The sequence below is a fragment of the Streptomyces sp. NPDC051963 genome, from assembly GCF_044593495.1.
Classification (GTDB): Bacteria; Actinomycetota; Actinomycetes; order Streptomycetales; family Streptomycetaceae; genus Streptomyces.
On record NZ_JBIUCC010000002.1, the window covers coordinates 251,612 to 269,011 of the forward strand.

Consider the following 17,400-nt stretch of genomic DNA (forward strand, 5'->3'; position numbering starts at 1 on the left):
TAACTCGGCGCTTATGGGCGTGGCCAGTCTGTCACTCTGTCCGCATCGATCGAGGTGAATTCGTCCGAACTGCTCGGGGAGCTGGACATGGGGGCCATTCCGATGCAACGGGAGACACATCCCCGTGCCTCTGATGCACCTGGGCCGGGGGGCGCGCACCCGCGCGCGGAGGTGGGCACGACCCTCTGCGGAAGTCCCCTCGCGCCCGGTTCCGCCCGCGCACTGCTGCGTGCCGCACTCGCCGAGTGGACCGAGCTGGGCCTGCCCGGCACCGAACACCTCACCGAGCGGCTCGCCGACGACGCCGTCGTGGTCGTCAGCGAACTCGTCACCAACGCCGTCGTGCACGCCGGCACCGACGTCGGGCTCGGGTGCCGGCTGGAGGCGGCGACCGGTGACCTGGTCGTCGAGGTCTCCGACCACCACCCCTCGCGCGCCCCGCGCGACAGCGACGGCGAACCGTCGTACGAGACACCGGAGTACGGCCGCGGCCTGCGCCTGGTCGCCACGCTCTCGGAGGACTGGGGCGTCACCTACCGCCGGGGCGCCAAGACGGTGTGGGCGCGACTGCCCGCCGAGCCGCCGGGGGCGTACGACGGAGAGTGCAGCCTCCATGTCGCCGACTTCCTGGCCCCCGAACCGCAACAGGCCGAGCGGGACCGGGAGTGGCTCAACCGCGGCGCCCTGTCCTTTCTCGCCGAGGCCTCCGACCTGCTCGCCGGACAGCTCGACGAGGACCTGGTCGCCGCGCTCGCCGGACAGCTGATCGTGCCGCGCCTCGCCGAGTGGTGCGCGGTGTGGCTGGAGGACGAGGTGACGGGGCGCGGCGGCTGGTCCGACGGGGTCTCCGGAACCGGGCCACGGCTCGCCCGGGTCTGGCACAGCAGCGAGAACCGCATCGAGGAGCTGCGCCGGGCCCTGGAGAAGGACCCGCCGCGCGCCCCCGACCCCGTCCGCTCCGGTCCCGTCTCCTACCCCTGGCCCGGCGACGCGCTCGGCCCGCGCGCGGAACACGGCTCGGCGCTGGCGTACCGGCTGATCGCGGGCGGCCGGCCGCTCGGCACGCTCGTCATCGGACGGTCCGGGGCGGTCCGCTTCCCCGACGAGATCACGGGGCTCGTCGAGGACCTCGGCCGCCGGGTGGCGCTCGCGATCGGCGCCGCCCGCCAGTACGCCCGCCAGGCCACCATCAGCGCCGTGCTCCAGCGCGGGCTGCTGCCCGGCGCCGTCGCGGAGATCCCCGGCGTGCACAGCGCGCTCGTCTACGAACCCTGCGACAAGGGCGGACCCAGCGGCGACTTCTACGACCTCTTCCCGGCCGGCGACGGCCGCTGGTGCTTCGCGGTCGGCGATGTGCAGGGCAAGGGCCCCGAGGCCGCCGTGGTGATCGGCCTGGCCCGCCCGTGGCTGCGGCTGCTGGCCCGCGAGGGCTACCGCGTCGCCGATGTCCTCGACCGCCTCAACCAGCTCCTCCTCGACGACGCCACCGAGGCCGCGGACGCGGCGGCCCGCGTGCTGGTGGCGGCGGGCGCCCGGCCGATCGGCCCCGGCGAGGGCCCGCAGACCCGCTTCCTCTCCCTTCTGTACGGCGAACTGGTCCCCTTCGACGGCGGCGTACGCTGCACGCTCGCGTCCGCGGGTCATCCGCTGCCGCTGCTGCTCGGCCCGGACGGTTCCGTCCGTACGGTCGCCCGCCCGCAGACCCTCCTCGGCGTCGTCGAGGACGAGACGTACACGAGCGAGACCTTCGAGCTGGGCCCGGGCGACACCCTGCTCTGTGTGACCGACGGAGTGACGGAGCGGCGCTCCGGCTCACGCCAGTTCGACGACGGCGACGGGCTGGCGGACGCGCTGGCGGGGTGCGTGGGGCTCAGCGCCGAGCTGATCGCGGAGCGGATCCGGAGGCTGGTGCACGAGTTCGGGGGCAGACCGCCGGAGGACGATCTGGCGCTGCTGGTGCTGCAAGCCGAGTAGGGGTGCCGGTGCTGGACAATGGAAGGCATGCCTTCCGCACTTCCCGACGGCGAGCCCGTCCCCGACGACGGCGCGCTGCCCACCCCCGCGCTCGCCGGCGCCGCCGACCGCCCCCTCGGGTTCTATCTGCACGTCCCGTACTGCGCCACCCGCTGCGGCTACTGCGACTTCAACACCTACACGGCGACCGAGCTGCGCGGCACGGGCGGCGTCCTCGCCTCCCGTGACAACTACGCCGACACCCTGATCGACGAGGTCCGGCTGGCGAGGAAGGTGCTGGGCGACGATCCGCGCCCCGTCCGGACGGTCTTCGTCGGAGGCGGTACGCCGACACTGCTGGCCGCCGGCGATCTCGTACGCATGCTGGGCGCGATCCGCGACGAGTTCGGCCTGGCACCCGACGCCGAGATCACGACGGAGGCGAACCCGGAGTCGGTGGACCCCGCCTATCTGGCGACGCTCCGCGAGGGCGGCTTCAACCGGATCTCCTTCGGCATGCAGAGCGCGAAGCAGCACGTCCTGCGCGTGCTGGACCGGACGCACACTCCGGGACGCCCTGAGGCGTGTGTGACGGAGGCCCGGGCGGCGGGTTTCGGCCACGTCAACCTGGATCTGATCTACGGCACCCCGGGCGAGTCGGACGACGACTGGCGGGCCTCTCTGGAGGCGGCGATCGGCGCCGGACCGGACCATGTCTCGGCCTACGCCCTGATCGTCGAGGAGGGCACGCAGCTGGCTCGGCGCATCCGCCGGGGCGAGGTTCCGATGACCGACGACGACGTCCACGCGGACCGGTATCTGATCGCGGAGTCGGTGCTGTCGGAGGCCGGCTTCGAGTGGTACGAGGTGTCGAACTGGGCGACGTCGGATGCGGGGCGCTGCCTGCACAACGAGCTGTACTGGCGCGGCGCCGACTGGTGGGGGGCCGGGCCCGGGGCACACAGCCATGTGGGCGGGGTGCGGTGGTGGAACGTCAAGCATCCGGGCGCTTACGCGGGAGCCCTGGCGGAGGGGCGGTCGCCGGGGGCCGGACGTGAGGTGCTGTCCGAGGAGGACCGGCGGGTGGAGCGGATTCTGCTGGAGCTGAGGCTGCGGGAGGGGGCGCCCCTGTCGCTGCTGCGCCCCGACGGCCTGACCGCCTCGCGGCGGGCTCTGCGGGAGGGGCTGCTTCAGGAAGGGCCGTACGCGGAGGGGCGTGCGGTGTTGACGCTTCGGGGGCGGTTGCTGGCGGACGCGGTGGTCAGGGACTTGGTGGACTGATCACCACGGCGGGTGAACGGTATTTCACCCGTCGTGCGCTATCCCTCGCCCCCCGTGACGAAGTCGATCAGCTCCTCCACCCGCCCCAGCAACTCCGGCTCAAGGTCCCGATAGGACCCCACCCGTCCCAGAATCCGCTGCCAGGCCGCACCGGTGTTTTCCGGCCAACCCAGCGCACGGCACACCCCCGTCTTCCAGTCCTGTCCGTGCGGGATCCGCGGCCATCCCGCGATCCCCAGCGAGGACGGCTTCACGGCCTCCCAGATGTCGATGTAAGGGTGGCCGACGATCAGGGCGTGCCCGCTCGTCACCGACTCCGCGATGCGCCACTCCTTCGTGCCCGGCACGAGGTGGTCCACCAGCACGCCCAGCCGTGCGTCCGGGCCCGGTGCGAACTCGGCCACGATCGAGGGCAGGTCGTCGATGCCCTCCAGGTACTCCACGACGACGCCCTCGATGCGCAGATCGTCGCCCCAGACCTTCTCGACGAGTTCCGCGTCGTGCCGGCCCTCGACGTAGATGCGCCCGGCGCGGGCGACACGCGCGCGTGCGCCGGGGACGGCGACCGAGCCGGAGGCCGTACGGGTGGGACGTACCGGACCGGCGGCGGGCTTCACCAGCGTCACCACTCGGCCCTCCAGCAGGAACCCGCGCGGCTCCAGCGGAAACACCCGGTGCTTGCCGAAGCGGTCCTCCAGCGTCACCGTGCCCGCCTCGCAGCGGATCACCGCGCCGCAGAAACCGCTGCCGGGCTCCTCGACCACCAGGCCGGGATCGGCGGGGACCTCGGGGACGGGCTTGGGCTTCTTCCACGGTGGGGTCAGGTCCCGAGAGTACTGGCGCATTCGGATGACGATAGGAGAAGCCGGCGGGCCGCGGTCACGACACGCCGAATTCCCTCGCCAGGGCGTTCCGTTGCGCTCGTACGAACGCCGCGTCCACCACCGCTCCGTGACCGGGCACGTACAGCGCGTCCTCGCCGCCGAGATCCAGCAGCCGGTCCAGGGCCGCGGGCCAGTGCGTCGGTACGGCGTCCGGGCCCGCCTGCGGCTCGCCGGACTCCTCGACCAGGTCGCCGCAGAAGACCACCTCGGGGTCGCCGGGGACGAGGACGGCGAGGTCGTGCGCGGTGTGGCCGGGGCCGACGTTGGCGAGGAGGACCTGACGGCCGCTGCCCAGGTCGAGGGTCCACTCGCCGGAGACATGGTGGCGGGGCGGCGTGAGGGCCGCCACGGCCTCGTCCGCCGGTCCGGCGTCCAGACCGTGGCGTACGGCGTCCGCGCGCAGCTCCTCGCGGCCGGCGTGCGTGTACACGGTGTCGATGCCCACGGCGGCGTACAGCTCCGCGCCCGCGAACGCCGCCGCCCCGAAGACATGGTCGAAGTGCGGATGCGTGAGCGCGAGGTGGGTCACACGGTGCCCGGCGAGCTCCTCGGCCCCGGCACGCACGCGTGCGCCCTCCGCCAGGCTCGATCCCGCGTCGATGACCAGGGCCGCGCCCGTCCCGACGACCAGCCCCACCGTGCAGTCCCACACCGGCAGCCGACACCGTCCCACCCCGGCCGCCAGCGGCTCCCACCCCAGCTCTTCCCAAGTCACCTTCATAGGGCGACGCTAGCGGGGACCCTGAGTCGCAGCACGACGTCGCAGGACCGGCCTTGCCCGGGGCGTACCCCACGGCCGTACACTGGGCCGGGGAACTCTGGCACTCGTAAGTGAAGAGTGCCAGGCGAGGCGCCGAGAGGACGACTTCTGGAGGTGTGCGCAGTGCTGAGTGAACGCAGGCTTCAGGTGCTGCGCGCGATCGTCCAGGACTATGTCGGCACGGAGGAGCCGGTCGGCTCCAAGGCGCTCACCGAGCGGCACAACCTCGGTGTCTCCCCGGCGACCGTGCGCAATGACATGGCCGCCCTGGAGGACGAGGGGTTCATCGCCCAGCCGCACACCAGCGCCGGGCGGATTCCGACGGACAAGGGCTACCGCCTCTTCGTCGACAAGCTGGCCGGCGTCAAGCCGATGAGCGCGCCCGAGCGGCGTGCCATCCACAACTTCCTCGACGGCGCCGTCGATCTCGACGACGTGGTGGCCCGGACCGTGCGGCTGCTGGCGCAGCTGACGCGGCAGGTCGCCATCGTGCAGTACCCGTCACTCACCCGCTCCACCGTGCGGCACGTGGAACTGCTCTCGCTCGCCCCCGCGCGCGTGATGCTCGTGCTGATCACGGACACCGGGCGGGTCGAGCAGCGCATGGTCGACTGTCCGGCGCCGTTCGGGGAGGCATCTCTCGCCGATCTACGCGCGCGGCTCAACAGCCGGGTCGCCGGACGGCGGTTCGCCGATGTCCCGCTGTTGGTCGAGGACCTGCCCGAGGGCTTCGACGTCGAGGACCGCGGTACGGTCTCGACGGTGCTCTCCACCCTCCTGGAGACCCTCGTCGAGGAGAACGAAGAGCGGCTGATGATCGGCGGCACCGCCAATCTGACCCGCTTCGGGCATGACTTTCCCCTCACGATCCGGCCGGTGCTCGAGGCGCTGGAGGAGCAGGTCGTGCTCCTCAAGTTGCTTGGTGAGGCCGGGGATTCGGGCATGACCGTACGCATCGGTCATGAGAACGCCTATGAGGGACTCAACTCCACGTCCGTCGTGTCGGTCGGCTACGGTTCGGGCGGCGAGGCAGTCGCCAAGCTCGGCGTGGTCGGACCGACCCGCATGGATTACCCGGGAACGATGGGAGCGGTACGCGCAGTGGCACGGTACGTCGGACAGATCCTGGCGGAGTCGTAAGTGGCCACGGACTACTACGCCGTTCTCGGCGTGCGCCGCGACGCGTCGCAGGAAGAGATCAAGAAGGCCTTCCGGCGGCTCGCACGCGAGCTGCACCCGGACGTCAACCCCGATCCGAAGACCCAGGAGCGGTTCAAGGAGATCAACGCCGCTTACGAGGTGCTGTCGGACCCGCAGAAGAAGCAGGTCTACGACCTCGGCGGCGACCCGCTCTCGCAGGCCGGCGGCGCCGGTGGCGCGGGCGGCTTCGGCGCGGGCGGCTTCGGGAACTTCTCGGACATCATGGACGCGTTCTTCGGTACGGCGTCCCAGCGGGGCCCGCGGTCCCGTACGCGGCGCGGCCAGGACGCGATGATCCGGCTGGACATCGAGCTCGACGAGGCGGCCTTCGGTACGACGAAGGACATCCAGGTCGACACGGCGATCGTCTGCTCGACCTGCAACGGCGAGGGCGCGGCGCCGGGGACCAGTGCCCAGACGTGTGACATGTGCCGCGGTCGCGGTGAGGTGTCGCAGGTCACCCGGTCCTTCCTGGGCCAGGTCATGACGTCCCGCCCCTGCCCCCAGTGCCAGGGCTTCGGCACCGTCGTCCCGACCCCGTGCCCGGAGTGCGCGGGTGACGGGCGGGTCCGCTCCCGTCGCACCCTGACGGTCAAGATCCCGGCCGGCGTCGACAACGGCACCCGTATCCAGCTCGCGGGCGAGGGCGAGGTCGGCCCCGGTGGCGGTCCCGCCGGTGACCTGTACGTCGAGATCCACGAGCTGCCGCACTCGACCTTCCAGCGGCGCGGCGACGACCTGCACTGCACGGTCACCATCCCGATGACGGCGGCGTCCCTCGGCACGAAGGTCCCGCTGGAGACCCTGGACGGCATGGAGGAGGTCGACATCCGGCCCGGCACCCAGTCCGGCCAGTCGATCCCGCTGCACGGCCGGGGCGTCACGCATCTGCGGGGCGGCGGCCGCGGCGACCTCATCGTCCACGTCGAGGTCACCACCCCGACCAAGCTGGACCCCGAGCAGGAACGCCTCCTCCGCGAGCTCGCCAAGCTGCGCGGCGAGGAGCGGCCCACGGGGCAGTTCCAGCCGGGGCAGCAGGGCTTGTTCTCGCGGTTGAAGGATGCCTTCAACGGTCGTTGACGGTGCTTGGGGAGGGGGCTGGCCACTTGCTGACGTTGGTGGCCGGAGGCCTGCCGGGGGTCCGGCCCGCCGCGTAGCGGCAATCGGACGCAGCGTCCCCCGGGTAGGCACAGTCAGCCGGGGCAGCAGGGCTTGTTCTCGCGGCTGAAGGATGCCTTCAACGGTCGTTAGTCCGGGGATGCCGTTGGCCTATGCCGAGGGGAAGGCCGGATTCGGACTTGTTCGGAGGACGTGACAACATGCCGTCATGTCCTCCGCACTGACCGATCTCTTCCCTCATCCGATCGTGCAGGCCCCCATGGCGGGCGGAGTCTCCGTCCCGCATCTCGCGGCCGCCGTGTCCGAGGCCGGCGGGCTCGGGTTCCTGGCCGCCGGGTACAAGACCGCCGACGGTCTGTACCAGGAGATCAAGCAGCTGCGCGGGATCACGAGCCGCCCCTTCGGCGTGAACCTGTTCATGCCGCAGCCGGAGTACGCGGACCCGGCCGCCGTCGACGTCTACGCCCACCAGCTGGCCGGCGAGGCCGCCTGGTACGAGACGGAGCTCGGCGACCCGGAGAGTGGCCGCGACGACGGCTACGACGTCAAGCTCGCCGTCCTGCTCGACAACCCGGTGCCGGTGGTCTCCTTCCACTTCGGCGTGCCCAGCCGGGACGTCCTGGACTCCCTGCGCCGCGCCGGCACCTTCACCCTGGTCACCGCGACCACCGCCGAGGAGGCCCTCGCCGTGCAGCGGGCCGGTGCCGACGGGGTGGTCGTGCAGGGCGTCGAGGCCGGCGGCCATCAGGGCACCCACCGGGACGTCCAGGAGACGGACGGCGGTGGCATCGGCCTGCTGTCGCTGATCGCGCAGGTCCGGGAGACCGTGTCGCTGCCGCTGGTCGCCGCCGGCGGCCTGATGCGCGGCAGCCAGATCGCCGCCGTCCTCGCCGCGGGCGCCGCTGCGGCCCAGCTCGGCACGGCGTTCCTCGCCACGCCCGAGTCCGGCGCCAACGCCGTGCACAAGCAGGCGCTGACCAACCCCCTGTTCGTCCGTACGGAGTTGACGCGGGCGTTCTCCGGACGCCCGGCCCGCGGTCTGGTCAACCGCTTCATGCGCGAGCACGGCCCGTACGCGCCCGCCGCGTACCCGGAGATCCACCACCTCACCTCGCCGCTGCGCAAGGCGGCCGCCAAGGCGGGCGACGCGCAGGGCATGGCGCTGTGGGCGGGACAGGGCCACCGGATGGCCCGCGAGCTGCCCGCCGGACAGCTGGTGGAGGTGCTGGCCGCCGAGATCCAGGCCGCGACGACAGCGTTGTCGGCCTTTCCCCCCACCGGCGGCGGTGCACGATGACCGCCCCCGTTTTCGTCGTCGACCAACTCCAGGGAGTCGGGGCCGAGTTCGTGCTCGACGGCCCCGAAGGACGGCACGCCGTCTCCGTGAAGCGGCTGCGTGCCGGGGAGGCCGTCGTCCTCACGGACGGCGCCGGGCGCTGGGCCGAGTGCGAGGTGGTCGCCGCCGAGGGCAAGGACCGGCTCGTCGTCCGCCCGCACGGGGTACGCGAGGAGCCGGAGGCGACCCCCCGCATCACGGTCGTCCAGGCCCTCCCCAAGGGCGACCGCGGTGAACTCGCCGTCGAGACCATGACCGAGGTCGGCGTGGACGCGATCGTCCCGTGGGCGGCCTCCCGCTGCATCACGCAGTGGAAGGGCGAGCGTGGCCTGAAGGCGCTGACCAAGTGGCGGGCGACGGCGCGCGAGGCGGGCAAGCAGTCACGCCGGGTGCGTTTCCCGGAGGTCGCGGACGCGGCGACCTCCAAGCAGGTCGAGGCACTTCTGGCGAAGGCCGACTTCGCCGCCGTACTGCATGAAAGCGGTAGGGAACCGCTGGCCGGTGTCGAACTCCCCGCCGAGGGTGAGATCGTGTTGGTCGTGGGGCCCGAAGGGGGCGTCGCTCCCGAGGAGTTGGCGCTGTTCGAGGAGGCCGGTGCGCGGGCGTACCGGCTCGGGCCCAGTGTGCTGCGTACGTCCACCGCCGGGACCGCGGCGGCGGCCCTGCTCCTCGGCCGAACCGGCCGGTGGTCCTGAACACCCGGGAGTGGGTCATGGAACTCGCCCAAGTACGACTGCTCGTCACCGACTTCGCCACCTGCTACCGCTTCTACGCCGACGTCCTCGGCCTCAAGCCGCAGTCGGGGGCGACCGAGGGCCCGTACGAGAAGTTCAGTCCCGCGACCGGCGCCGCGGGGATCGCGCTCCAGGACCGGGCGATGATGGCCGAGGTCCTCGGTGAGCTGGGTGACACCGCCACGGGCCATCGCTCCCTGGTCGTCCTGCGCGTCGACGACCTGGACACGTACTGCGACCGCATCACCGCCCGCGGCGCCACCCTCCTCCACGGCCCGACCCACACGACGGCCCGCCTGCGGGTCGCCCACCTCAAGGACCCGGAGGGCAACCTCGTCGAGCTTCAGGAGTGGTTGCTGCTGCATACCTGAGGCGGCGTCACTCGACTGTGACTCGACGGTGGCGTGAGTGGCCGTATGCGCCCTTCCGCGTCGGCCGGGACAGTGGGAGGCTGCCGTCCATGGGGGCATTGAGGCGGGTTTGGGATCGCCCGCGTATGCAGCGGACGGCTGCCGTGGCGGGGATCGTCGTGGTCGCCGTCGGCACCGCGGTCGCCTGTGATCCGGCCGGGCTGAGTTCCGCGACGGTGGCGTACACGACCGACCAGACCGTCACCAAGGAACTGGAACGGCAGCACGCGAACGTGAGCTGGCTCAGCTGTACGGCCACGTTCGACGACGGCAACAAGGCCAATACGCCGGGAAGTTCGACCCCGACCGCGAACACCGTCGCCACCGTCGACTGCCAGGGGCGCACCGACCAGGGCCAGGACATCACCGTCACCGGCAAGGTGACCCGCGCGGTCAACGGCAAGTGCGTACGCGGAGACCTCACCGCCAAGATCGACGGCAAGGAGTGGTTCCACGTCGAGGGGCTCGGCGACTGCGACGCGGTGAACACCCCGCCGGTCAACAACCCGCAGCAGCCCGGGGCCACGGTCACGGTCACCGAGACCAAGACCCTGTGGTGCAAGGAGCAGCCGGACTGCTGGCCCGAGGGCAAGTAAGCGGAGCGCTCCGCGGGTGGTGCCGTGATGTGTTGTTTTTCGTCTGCGGGTGCGTCGTGGCTGGTCGCGCAGTTCCCCGCGCCCCTTCGGGGGCGCTGCCGAGCCGCCGGGCCCGTTCACGGTGGGCAAGTGATCCAAAGGTCTGTCCAGTGGCGCCGGCCCTGCATAGGGTGATCGGGTGACAGAGCCTGCATCCGCTGCGTATCTCCGCTTCCCGCACCTGCACGGCGACCTGGTCGCCTTCACCGCCGAGGACGACGTCTGGCTCGCGCCCCTCGACGGCGGCCGGGCCTGGCGGGTCAGCGCCGACAATGTGCCGGTCACCCTGCCGCGTATCTCGCCCGACGGGACGACGGTGGCGTGGACCTCCACCCGCGACGGCGCCCCCGAGGTGCACATCGCTTCCGTCGACGGCGGTCCCGCCAAGCGCCTGACGTACTGGGGCAGTTCGCGCACCCAGGTGCGCGGCTGGACCCCCGACGGCCAGGTCCTCGCCGTCACCACCCATGGCCAGGCCAACCTCCGCCGCAGCTGGGCGCACGCCGTCCCGCTCGACGGCGGACCGTCGACCGTCCTGCCGTACGGCTGGGTCGGCCATGTCGCCTACGGCCCGAACGCCGTGCTGCTCTCCTCGCCCATGGGCCGGGAGGCGGCCTGGTGGAAGCGGTACCGGGGCGGTACGGCGGGGAAGCTGTGGATCGACCGGTCCGCCGAAGGTGACGAAGGTGCCGGCGAGTTCGTCCGGCTGCACTCGGATCTCGACGGCAACATCGAGTTCCCGGTGTGGGCGGGCGAGCGGATCGCGTTCCTCTCCGACCACGAGGGCGTCGGGGCGCTGTACTCCTCCCTCGCCGACGGTTCGGAGCTACGGCGGCACACTCCGGTCGAGGGCTTCTACGCCCGGCACGCCTCCGGTGACGGCACCCGTGTCGTCTACTCCTGCGCCGGTGAACTCTGGGTCCTGGACGACCTCGACGGCGCCGAGCCGCGCAAGCTCGACATCCGGCTGGGCGGGCAGCGCACCGACCGGCAGCCGTACCCGGTGAACGCGGCCCGCTGGTTCGGGTCGGCCTCTCCCGACCACACCGCGCGCGGCAGCGCGGTCGCCGTGCGCGGCGCCGTGCACTGGGTCACCCACCGCTCGGGCCCGGCCCGCGCCCTCGCCGCCGAGCCCGGCGTACGGGCCCGGCTGCCGCGCACCTTCCGCGCGGACGGCGAGGAGTGGGTGGTGTGGGTGACGGACGCCGAGGGCGACGACGCCCTGGAGTTCGCCCCGGCGACCGGACTCGCGCCGGGCGCGACCCCGCGCCGGCTCGCCGCCGGGCAGCTCGGCCGCGTCCTCGCCCTCGCGATGGCGCCCGACGGCAGCCGCGCCGCCGTGGCCTCGCACGACGGACGCGTCCTGCTCGTCGAACGCGAGACGGGCGAGGTGCGCGAGGTCGACCGCAGCGAGGACGGCGACGCCTCCGGCCTGGTCTTCTCACCGGACTCCGCGTGGCTGGCCTGGTCGCACCCCGGCCCGCGCCCGCTGCGCCAGCTCAAGCTCGCCAACACCACCGACCTGTCGGTCACCGAGGCGACCCCGCTGCGCTTCCAGGACTACGCGCCCGCCTTCACCCTCGACGGCAAGCACCTCGCCTTCCTGTCGACGCGCTCCTTCGACCCGGTCTACGACGAGCACGTCTTCGACCTGGCGTTCGTGGTCGGCGCCCGCCCGCACCTGATCACGCTGGCCGCGACGACCCCGTCGCCGTTCGGCCCGCAGCGGCACGGCCGCCCCTTCGACGCGCCGGACAAGGACGAGACCCCGGACAGCGAGGGCGCCCCGACCACCCGCGTCGACCTGGAGGGCCTCGCCGACCGGATCGTGCCGTTCCCGGTCGAGGCCGCCCGCTACTCCGGCCTGCGCGCCGCGAAGGACGGCGTGCTGTGGCTGCGCCACCCGGTGCGCGGGGCGCTGGGCGCCACCCGGGCCAACCCGGACGACCCCGACCCGAAGTCCGAGCTGGAGCGGTACGACCTCGTCCAGCGGCGCGTGGAGCATCTCGCGGACGACGCCGACCACTTCAGGGTCAGCGGCGACGGCAAGCGGGTCCTGCTGTGGACCGACGGCAAGCTGAAGGTCGTCCCCAGCGATCGGCGCGCCGGGAACGACGACGACAGCGACAGCAACATCACCGTCGACCTCGGCCGGGTACGCCAGACCGTCGACCCGGCGGCCGAGTGGCGGCAGATGTACGAGGAGAACGGCCGCATCATGCGGGACAACTTCTGGCGTCCCGACCTCAGCGGCGTCGACTGGACCGGCGTCCTCGACCGCTACCGCCCCCTCCTCGACCGGGTCGCCACCCACGACGACCTGGTCGACCTGCTGTGGGAGGTGCACGGCGAGCTGGGCACCTCGCACGCGTACGTCATGCCGCGCGGCGGCCACGGCGGGGACCGGCAGGGGCTGCTCGGCGCCGACATCTCCCGCGGCCCGGACGGCAGCTGGCGCATCGACCGGATCCTGCCCTCGGAGACGTCCGACCCGCAGGCCCGCGCACCGCTCGCCGCACCCGGCGTGGCGGTGCGGGCAGGAGACGCGATCGTGGCGGTGAACGGCGTCCCGGTCGACCCGGTGACCGGACCCGGCCCCCTCCTCGTCGGTACGGCCGGCAAGCCGGTCGAGCTGACGGTGTCGCCCTCCGGCGGCGGCGAGCCCCGGCACGCCGTGGTCGTCCCGGTCGCCGACGAGGAGCCGCTCCGCTACCACGCCTGGGTCGCCGACCGGCGGGCCTACGTCCACGAACGCTCCGGCGGCCGACTCGGCTACCTCCACGTGCCCGACATGCAGGCGCCGGGCTGGGCCCAGATCCACCGCGACCTCCGGGTGGAGGTCGCCCGGGAGGGGCTGATCGTCGACGTCCGTGAGAACCGGGGCGGCCACACCTCCCAACTGGTCGTCGAGAAGCTCGCCCGGCGCATCGTCGGCTGGGCGTCCCCGCGCGGCATGCGGCCCTACAGCTACCCCGAGGACGCCCCGCGCGGCCCCGTCGTCGCCGTCGCCAACGAGTACTCAGGTTCCGACGGCGACATCGTCAACGCCGCGATCAAGGCGCTCGGCATCGGCCCGGTGGTGGGCACCCGCACCTGGGGCGGCGTCATCGGCATCGACAACCGCTACCGACTGGTCGACGGCACGCTCGTCACCCAGCCCAAGTACGCGTTCTGGCTGGAGAACTACGGCTGGGGCGTGGAGAACCACGGGGTGGATCCGGACGTGGAGGTCGTGCAGCGCCCGCAGGACTACGCGGCGGGCCGGGACGTCCAGCTGGACGAGGCGGTGCGGCTGGCCTTGGCGGCACTGGAGGAACGGCCGGCGAAAACTCCGCCGAGCCTGCCCGCCTAGGGGCGCGACCGGCCACGGACCACCCGCACCCGACGACGATACGATGCACCGTGTAAACCGCCGCCCAACCTCCGGAGGGACCATGGCTGGGGAGCCGCAGGACGACTGCCTGTTCTGCAAGATCGCCGAGGGGCACATCCCGGCGACGATCGTCCGAGAGACGGAGACCACGGTCGCCTTCCGTGACATCAACCCCCAGGCGCCCAGCCATGTCCTGGTGATTCCCAAGGCCCACTACGCGAACGCCGCCGAACTCGCCACCGCCGCACCCGAACTCGCCGCGGACATACTGCGTGAGACCAAGGCGGTGGCCGACGAGGAAAAGCTGGAGAGCTACCGCATCGTCTTCAACACCGGCACCGGCGCCGGCCAGACCGTCTTCCACGCCCACGCCCATGTCCTCGGCGGTCGCGGCATGCAGTGGCCGCCCGGGTAACTCGCCGTGTCCGTACGTGAATTGGTGGTCCTCGGCACGGCCAGCCAGGTCCCGACCCGGCACCGCAACCACAACGGCTATCTGCTCCGCTGGGACAGCGAGGGCATCCTGTTCGACCCCGGCGAGGGCACCCAGCGCCAGATGCTGCGCGCCGGGGTCGCCGCGCACGACCTGAACCGGATCTGTGTCACCCACTTCCACGGGGACCATTCGCTGGGCCTCGCCGGTGTCATCCAGCGCATCAACCTCGACCAGGTTCCGCACGAGATCACCGCCCACTACCCGAAGTCCGGGCAGCGCTTCTTCGACCGGCTGCGGTACGCCACCGCCTACCGGGAGACGGTCCCGCTCACCCAGGCACCCGTGGCCGCCGACGGCGTGCTCGCCGAGGCGCCCGCCTACACGCTGGAAGCCCGCAAGCTCTCCCACCCCGTCGAGTCCTACGGCTACCGCCTCGTCGAACCCGACGGCCGCCGTATGCTCCCCGACCGGCTCGCCGCGCACGGCATCAAGGGCCCGGACGTCGGCCGGATCCAGCGCGAGGGGGCCCTGGGCGGCGTGTCGCTGGAGGACGTCAGCGAGGTCCGGCGCGGACAGCGGTTCGCGTTCGTCATGGACACCCGGCTGTGCGAGGGGGCGTACGCCCTCGCCGAGGGCTGCGACCTGCTCGTCATCGAGTCCACGTTCCTCGACGAGGACGAGCGACTCGCCGTGGACCACGGTCATCTGACGGCCGGTCACGCGGCGCGGGTGGCCAAGGAGAGCGGCGTACGGCATCTCGTGCTCACCCACTTCAGCCAGCGGTACACCGACCCCGAAGAATTCGAGCGGCAGGCGCGGGCGGCCGGGTTCGAGGGGGAGCTGACCGTGGCGCACGATCTACTGCGAGTGCCGGTTCCGAAACGTCGGTAAGACGCCCGTACGATATTTCGATGCCCCTCCCCAAAGCAGAACTGCACCTCCATATCGAAGGCACGCTGGAGCCCGAGCTGGCTTTCGAGCTCGCCGCGCGCAACGGCGTCGAGCTCCGGTACGCCGACACCGAAGAGCTGCGCAAGGCGTACCTCTTCGATGATCTCCAGTCGTTCCTGAACCTGTACTACGAGCTCATGGCCGTCCTGCGGACGGAACAGGACTTCGAGGATCTCGCCGACGCCTATCTCGCCCGCGCCGCCGCGCAGGGTGTGCGGCATGCGGAGATCTTCTTCGACCCGCAGGCCCATATCGCCCGGGGGGTGGCGATGGGGACGGTCGTCGAGGGGCTGTCCCGTGCGCTGGAGCGCAGCGAGGAGACGCACGGGGTCTCCACGCAGCTGATCATGTGCTTCCTGCGCGACCAGCCCGCCGAGTCGGCCATGGCGACCCTTCAGGCGGCCAGGCCGTACCTCGACCGGATCGTCGGCATCGGACTCGACTCCGCCGAGGTCGGGCATCCGCCGGCGAAGTTCCGCGAGGTGTACGAGGCGGCGGCGGGGCTGGGGCTGCGGCGCGTCGCGCACGCGGGGGAGGAGGGGCCGCCGTCGTACATCGTCGAGGCCCTGGATCTGCTGGGAGTCGAGCGGATCGACCACGGGCTGCGCTGCATGGAGGACGAGGCACTCGTCGAGCGGCTGGTGCGAGATCGCGTGCCGCTGACCCTGTGCCCGCTGTCGAACGTCCGGCTGCGCACGGTCGATGTCCTCGGCGACCACCCGCTCCCCGCGATGCTCGACGCCGGGCTGCTGTGCACGGTCAACTCCGACGACCCGGCCTACTTCGGCGGCTATGTGGAAGACAACTTCGACGCGGTGCGCTCGGCGCTGGGCCTTGGCGAGGAACGGCTGCGTGAGCTGGCCCGCAACTCGTTCCTCGCGTCATTCCTGGAGCACGACGAGGAGCGGCGCGCGGGGTATCTCGCGGAGGTCGAGGCGTACGAGTTCGGCTGAGCAGTTTGGTTCCGTGCCGGCCGGTGGGGGCTGGTCGCGCAGTTCCCCGCGCCCCTGACGGGGCGCTGTACCCCACCGGTGTTCACCGGTCCCGCTGCGCTGGGCCGGGACTGCGGGCAGCGTGTCCAGCGGGATCTCGACGATCTCCGGCACCCGCGAGCGCCCGACGTGGAGCGCGACCGCCGTCATCGGCGCGGCGATGACGAGCAGGCCGATGGCGAGCATCGCGCCCATCGCCGGGAACCCCGCCTGCGCCGACAGCACGCTCCCCGCCAGCGGGCCCGCCGCCGTGCCCAGTGAGGACGCGGAGCCGACCAGGACTGCCCAACGGCCGCGTGGGTCGAGGGAGGCGGCGAGACCGATGACGTACGACAGGACGATCGGGTAGAGCGTGTTCCAGGCGATCTCGCCGGTCGCGAAGGTCGTCAGGTCGGTCGCGGACGCGCTGAGCACGATGCAGCCGGCGATGACGGCCGTACCGGCGCCGATCGGCAGGGCGAGCCCGAGACGGGGGCCCAGTGCGCTCGCCCCGACCACCCCGAGCAGTCCCGCGCCCAGCGCCACGGCGAACACCGCGCCGACGGTGACTTCGGAGAGGTGCGCCTGGGTCAGGCCGATGCGGCCGCTGACGCCCCAGAGGGAGTTCTGGGCGAGGGACCAGCACAGCAGGGTGGCGGCGAGGACGAGGCCGGAGCGCCGGTGGGGGAGCGGAGGCTTCTCGGGTCCGGTCGTCGGTTCGGGGCCCGACTCGTTCGGGAGTCGGGTGGTCACGGGCCATACCGCCAGAGCTGTGAGCGCGAGGGCGGCAAGCGGCTGACCGTGCCCGGGACCGAGGTGCGGGACCGTCAGATACACGGCGCCCGCGAGCGCGGAGACGCCGAGCAGCCCGAGCGTGGTGACGCGGTGCGGGTCGGGCCGGCCGGCGATCCCGGTGGCGGCGACGGCGGTGACCGTACCCGACCCGAAACCGCCGACGACCGCGCCCGCGACGACGGCCGGGACTGCGTGCGTGAGCGTGGCCCCGCCGTAGCCGCCGGCGGCGAGGGCGAGGCCGAGACGGGCGAGGGTGCGCGGGCCGATGCGGTCGACGCGGGAGGCGAGCAGGAAGCCCGCCGCCGCCGAACTCAGCAGCAGCGCACTGCCGATGGCGCCCGCCTGGGTGGTGGAGAGGGCGAGTCCCGAGTCGAGCCTGCCGACGGTGGTCGGGAGGAGGTACGGGGCGAGGTACCCGGCCGTGAAAAGGGCGACTAGGGCCTGTGGGCAGGCCCTAGGGGGCCAGGGCGTGGTGGTGCGGGCGAACACGGGCGTTCCCAGGGCATGCGAAAGGAGCGGCTCAACAGGGGGATTGGGCGACGACCGTCGACGGACAGGAACG

Annotated in this window: 15 protein-coding genes; 12 read left to right on the plus strand and 3 right to left on the minus strand. The window is 72.3% G+C overall.

Annotated features, from left to right (window positions below; translation table 11 throughout):
* The first annotated feature begins 87 nt into the window (after nucleotides 1-87).
* Complete coding sequence (locus ACIHFB_RS07620) at nucleotides 88-1,974, plus strand: SpoIIE family protein phosphatase (RefSeq protein WP_400125831.1); 1,887 nt, start codon at nucleotides 88-90, stop codon at nucleotides 1,972-1,974.
* 27 nt (nucleotides 1,975-2,001) lie between these two features.
* Entirely contained in the window at nucleotides 2,002-3,234 is a 1,233-nt protein-coding gene (gene hemW / locus ACIHFB_RS07625) for a radical SAM family heme chaperone HemW (RefSeq protein ID WP_400125832.1), read from the plus strand.
* Between the two features lie 38 nt (nucleotides 3,235-3,272).
* Here the strand turns inward: hemW and ACIHFB_RS07630 are convergent, their stop codons facing one another.
* On the minus strand, nucleotides 3,273-4,079 hold the full coding sequence (locus ACIHFB_RS07630) for a DUF3097 domain-containing protein (protein ID WP_365279078.1): 807 nt from the start codon (nucleotides 4,077-4,079) through the stop codon (nucleotides 3,273-3,275).
* A 34-nt stretch (nucleotides 4,080-4,113) separates the two neighbouring features.
* Entirely contained in the window at nucleotides 4,114-4,839 is a 726-nt protein-coding gene (locus ACIHFB_RS07635; protein ID WP_400125835.1) for an MBL fold metallo-hydrolase, read from the minus strand.
* Between the two features lie 162 nt (nucleotides 4,840-5,001).
* Between ACIHFB_RS07635 and hrcA the strand changes: the two genes are divergently transcribed.
* The 10 genes from hrcA (at nucleotide 5,002) to ACIHFB_RS07685 (ending at nucleotide 16,025) form a co-directional block, all read left to right on the plus strand.
* Nucleotides 5,002-6,018 (plus strand): heat-inducible transcriptional repressor HrcA, encoded by a 1,017-nt coding sequence (gene hrcA, locus ACIHFB_RS07640; protein WP_365279072.1) that lies wholly within the window; start codon nucleotides 5,002-5,004, stop codon nucleotides 6,016-6,018.
* Entirely contained in the window at nucleotides 6,019-7,158 is a 1,140-nt protein-coding gene (dnaJ, locus tag ACIHFB_RS07645) for a molecular chaperone DnaJ (RefSeq protein ID WP_365279070.1), read from the plus strand.
* 247 nt (nucleotides 7,159-7,405) lie between these two features.
* Nucleotides 7,406-8,494 carry a nitronate monooxygenase gene (locus tag ACIHFB_RS07650; protein ID WP_365279067.1) on the plus strand — a complete coding sequence of 363 codons (1,089 nt, stop codon included), beginning with the start codon at nucleotides 7,406-7,408 and terminating at the stop codon, nucleotides 8,492-8,494.
* The gene (locus ACIHFB_RS07655; protein WP_400125838.1) at nucleotides 8,491-9,228 is read left to right on the plus strand and encodes a 16S rRNA (uracil(1498)-N(3))-methyltransferase; all 738 of its coding nucleotides are present in this window, start codon (nucleotides 8,491-8,493) and stop codon (nucleotides 9,226-9,228) included. The genes ACIHFB_RS07650 and ACIHFB_RS07655 overlap by 4 nt, the downstream gene beginning before the upstream one ends.
* Before the next feature lie 17 nt (nucleotides 9,229-9,245).
* The gene (locus ACIHFB_RS07660) at nucleotides 9,246-9,638 is read left to right on the plus strand and encodes a VOC family protein (RefSeq protein ID WP_365279061.1); all 393 of its coding nucleotides are present in this window, start codon (nucleotides 9,246-9,248) and stop codon (nucleotides 9,636-9,638) included.
* Nucleotides 9,639-9,763: 125 nt separating this feature from the next.
* Complete coding sequence (locus ACIHFB_RS07665; protein WP_365279058.1) at nucleotides 9,764-10,273, plus strand: hypothetical protein; 510 nt, start codon at nucleotides 9,764-9,766, stop codon at nucleotides 10,271-10,273.
* Nucleotides 10,274-10,451: 178 nt separating this feature from the next.
* A complete protein-coding gene (locus tag ACIHFB_RS07670) occupies nucleotides 10,452-13,664 on the plus strand; it encodes a S41 family peptidase (RefSeq protein WP_400125840.1) in 3,213 nt (1,070 codons plus the stop codon).
* An 82-nt stretch (nucleotides 13,665-13,746) separates the two neighbouring features.
* Complete coding sequence (locus ACIHFB_RS07675) at nucleotides 13,747-14,100, plus strand: histidine triad nucleotide-binding protein (protein ID WP_365279052.1); 354 nt, start codon at nucleotides 13,747-13,749, stop codon at nucleotides 14,098-14,100.
* A 6-nt stretch (nucleotides 14,101-14,106) separates the two neighbouring features.
* A complete protein-coding gene (locus ACIHFB_RS07680) occupies nucleotides 14,107-15,012 on the plus strand; it encodes a ribonuclease Z (protein ID WP_365279049.1) in 906 nt (301 codons plus the stop codon).
* Nucleotides 15,013-15,032: 20 nt separating this feature from the next.
* A complete protein-coding gene (locus ACIHFB_RS07685; RefSeq protein ID WP_365279046.1) occupies nucleotides 15,033-16,025 on the plus strand; it encodes an adenosine deaminase in 993 nt (330 codons plus the stop codon).
* Here the strand turns inward: ACIHFB_RS07685 and ACIHFB_RS07690 are convergent.
* Complete coding sequence (locus ACIHFB_RS07690; protein WP_400125843.1) at nucleotides 15,954-17,327, minus strand: MFS transporter; 1,374 nt, start codon at nucleotides 17,325-17,327, stop codon at nucleotides 15,954-15,956. The genes ACIHFB_RS07685 and ACIHFB_RS07690 overlap by 72 nt on opposite strands.
* Between the last annotated feature and the right edge of the window lie 73 nt (nucleotides 17,328-17,400).

Bases quoted from the DNA above. Each gene is read 5' to 3' on its own strand.
- ACIHFB_RS07655 (WP_400125838.1), top strand. From the start codon at position 8,491: ATGACCGCCCCCGTTTTCGTCGTCGACCAACTCCAGGGAGTCGGGGCC.
- ACIHFB_RS07685 (WP_365279046.1), top strand. From the start codon at position 15,033: ATGCCCCTCCCCAAAGCAGAACTGCACCTCCATATCGAAGGCACGCTG.
- hemW (WP_400125832.1), top strand. From the start codon at position 2,002: ATGCCTTCCGCACTTCCCGACGGCGAGCCCGTCCCCGACGACGGCGCG.
- ACIHFB_RS07630 (WP_365279078.1), bottom strand. From the start codon at position 4,079: ATGCGCCAGTACTCTCGGGACCTGACCCCACCGTGGAAGAAGCCCAAG.
- ACIHFB_RS07650 (WP_365279067.1), top strand. From the start codon at position 7,406: ATGTCCTCCGCACTGACCGATCTCTTCCCTCATCCGATCGTGCAGGCC.
- ACIHFB_RS07665 (WP_365279058.1), top strand. From the start codon at position 9,764: ATGCAGCGGACGGCTGCCGTGGCGGGGATCGTCGTGGTCGCCGTCGGC.
- ACIHFB_RS07675 (WP_365279052.1), top strand. From the start codon at position 13,747: ATGGCTGGGGAGCCGCAGGACGACTGCCTGTTCTGCAAGATCGCCGAG.
- ACIHFB_RS07620 (WP_400125831.1), top strand. From the start codon at position 88: ATGGGGGCCATTCCGATGCAACGGGAGACACATCCCCGTGCCTCTGAT.
- ACIHFB_RS07660 (WP_365279061.1), top strand. From the start codon at position 9,246: ATGGAACTCGCCCAAGTACGACTGCTCGTCACCGACTTCGCCACCTGC.
- ACIHFB_RS07635 (WP_400125835.1), bottom strand. From the start codon at position 4,839: ATGAAGGTGACTTGGGAAGAGCTGGGGTGGGAGCCGCTGGCGGCCGGG.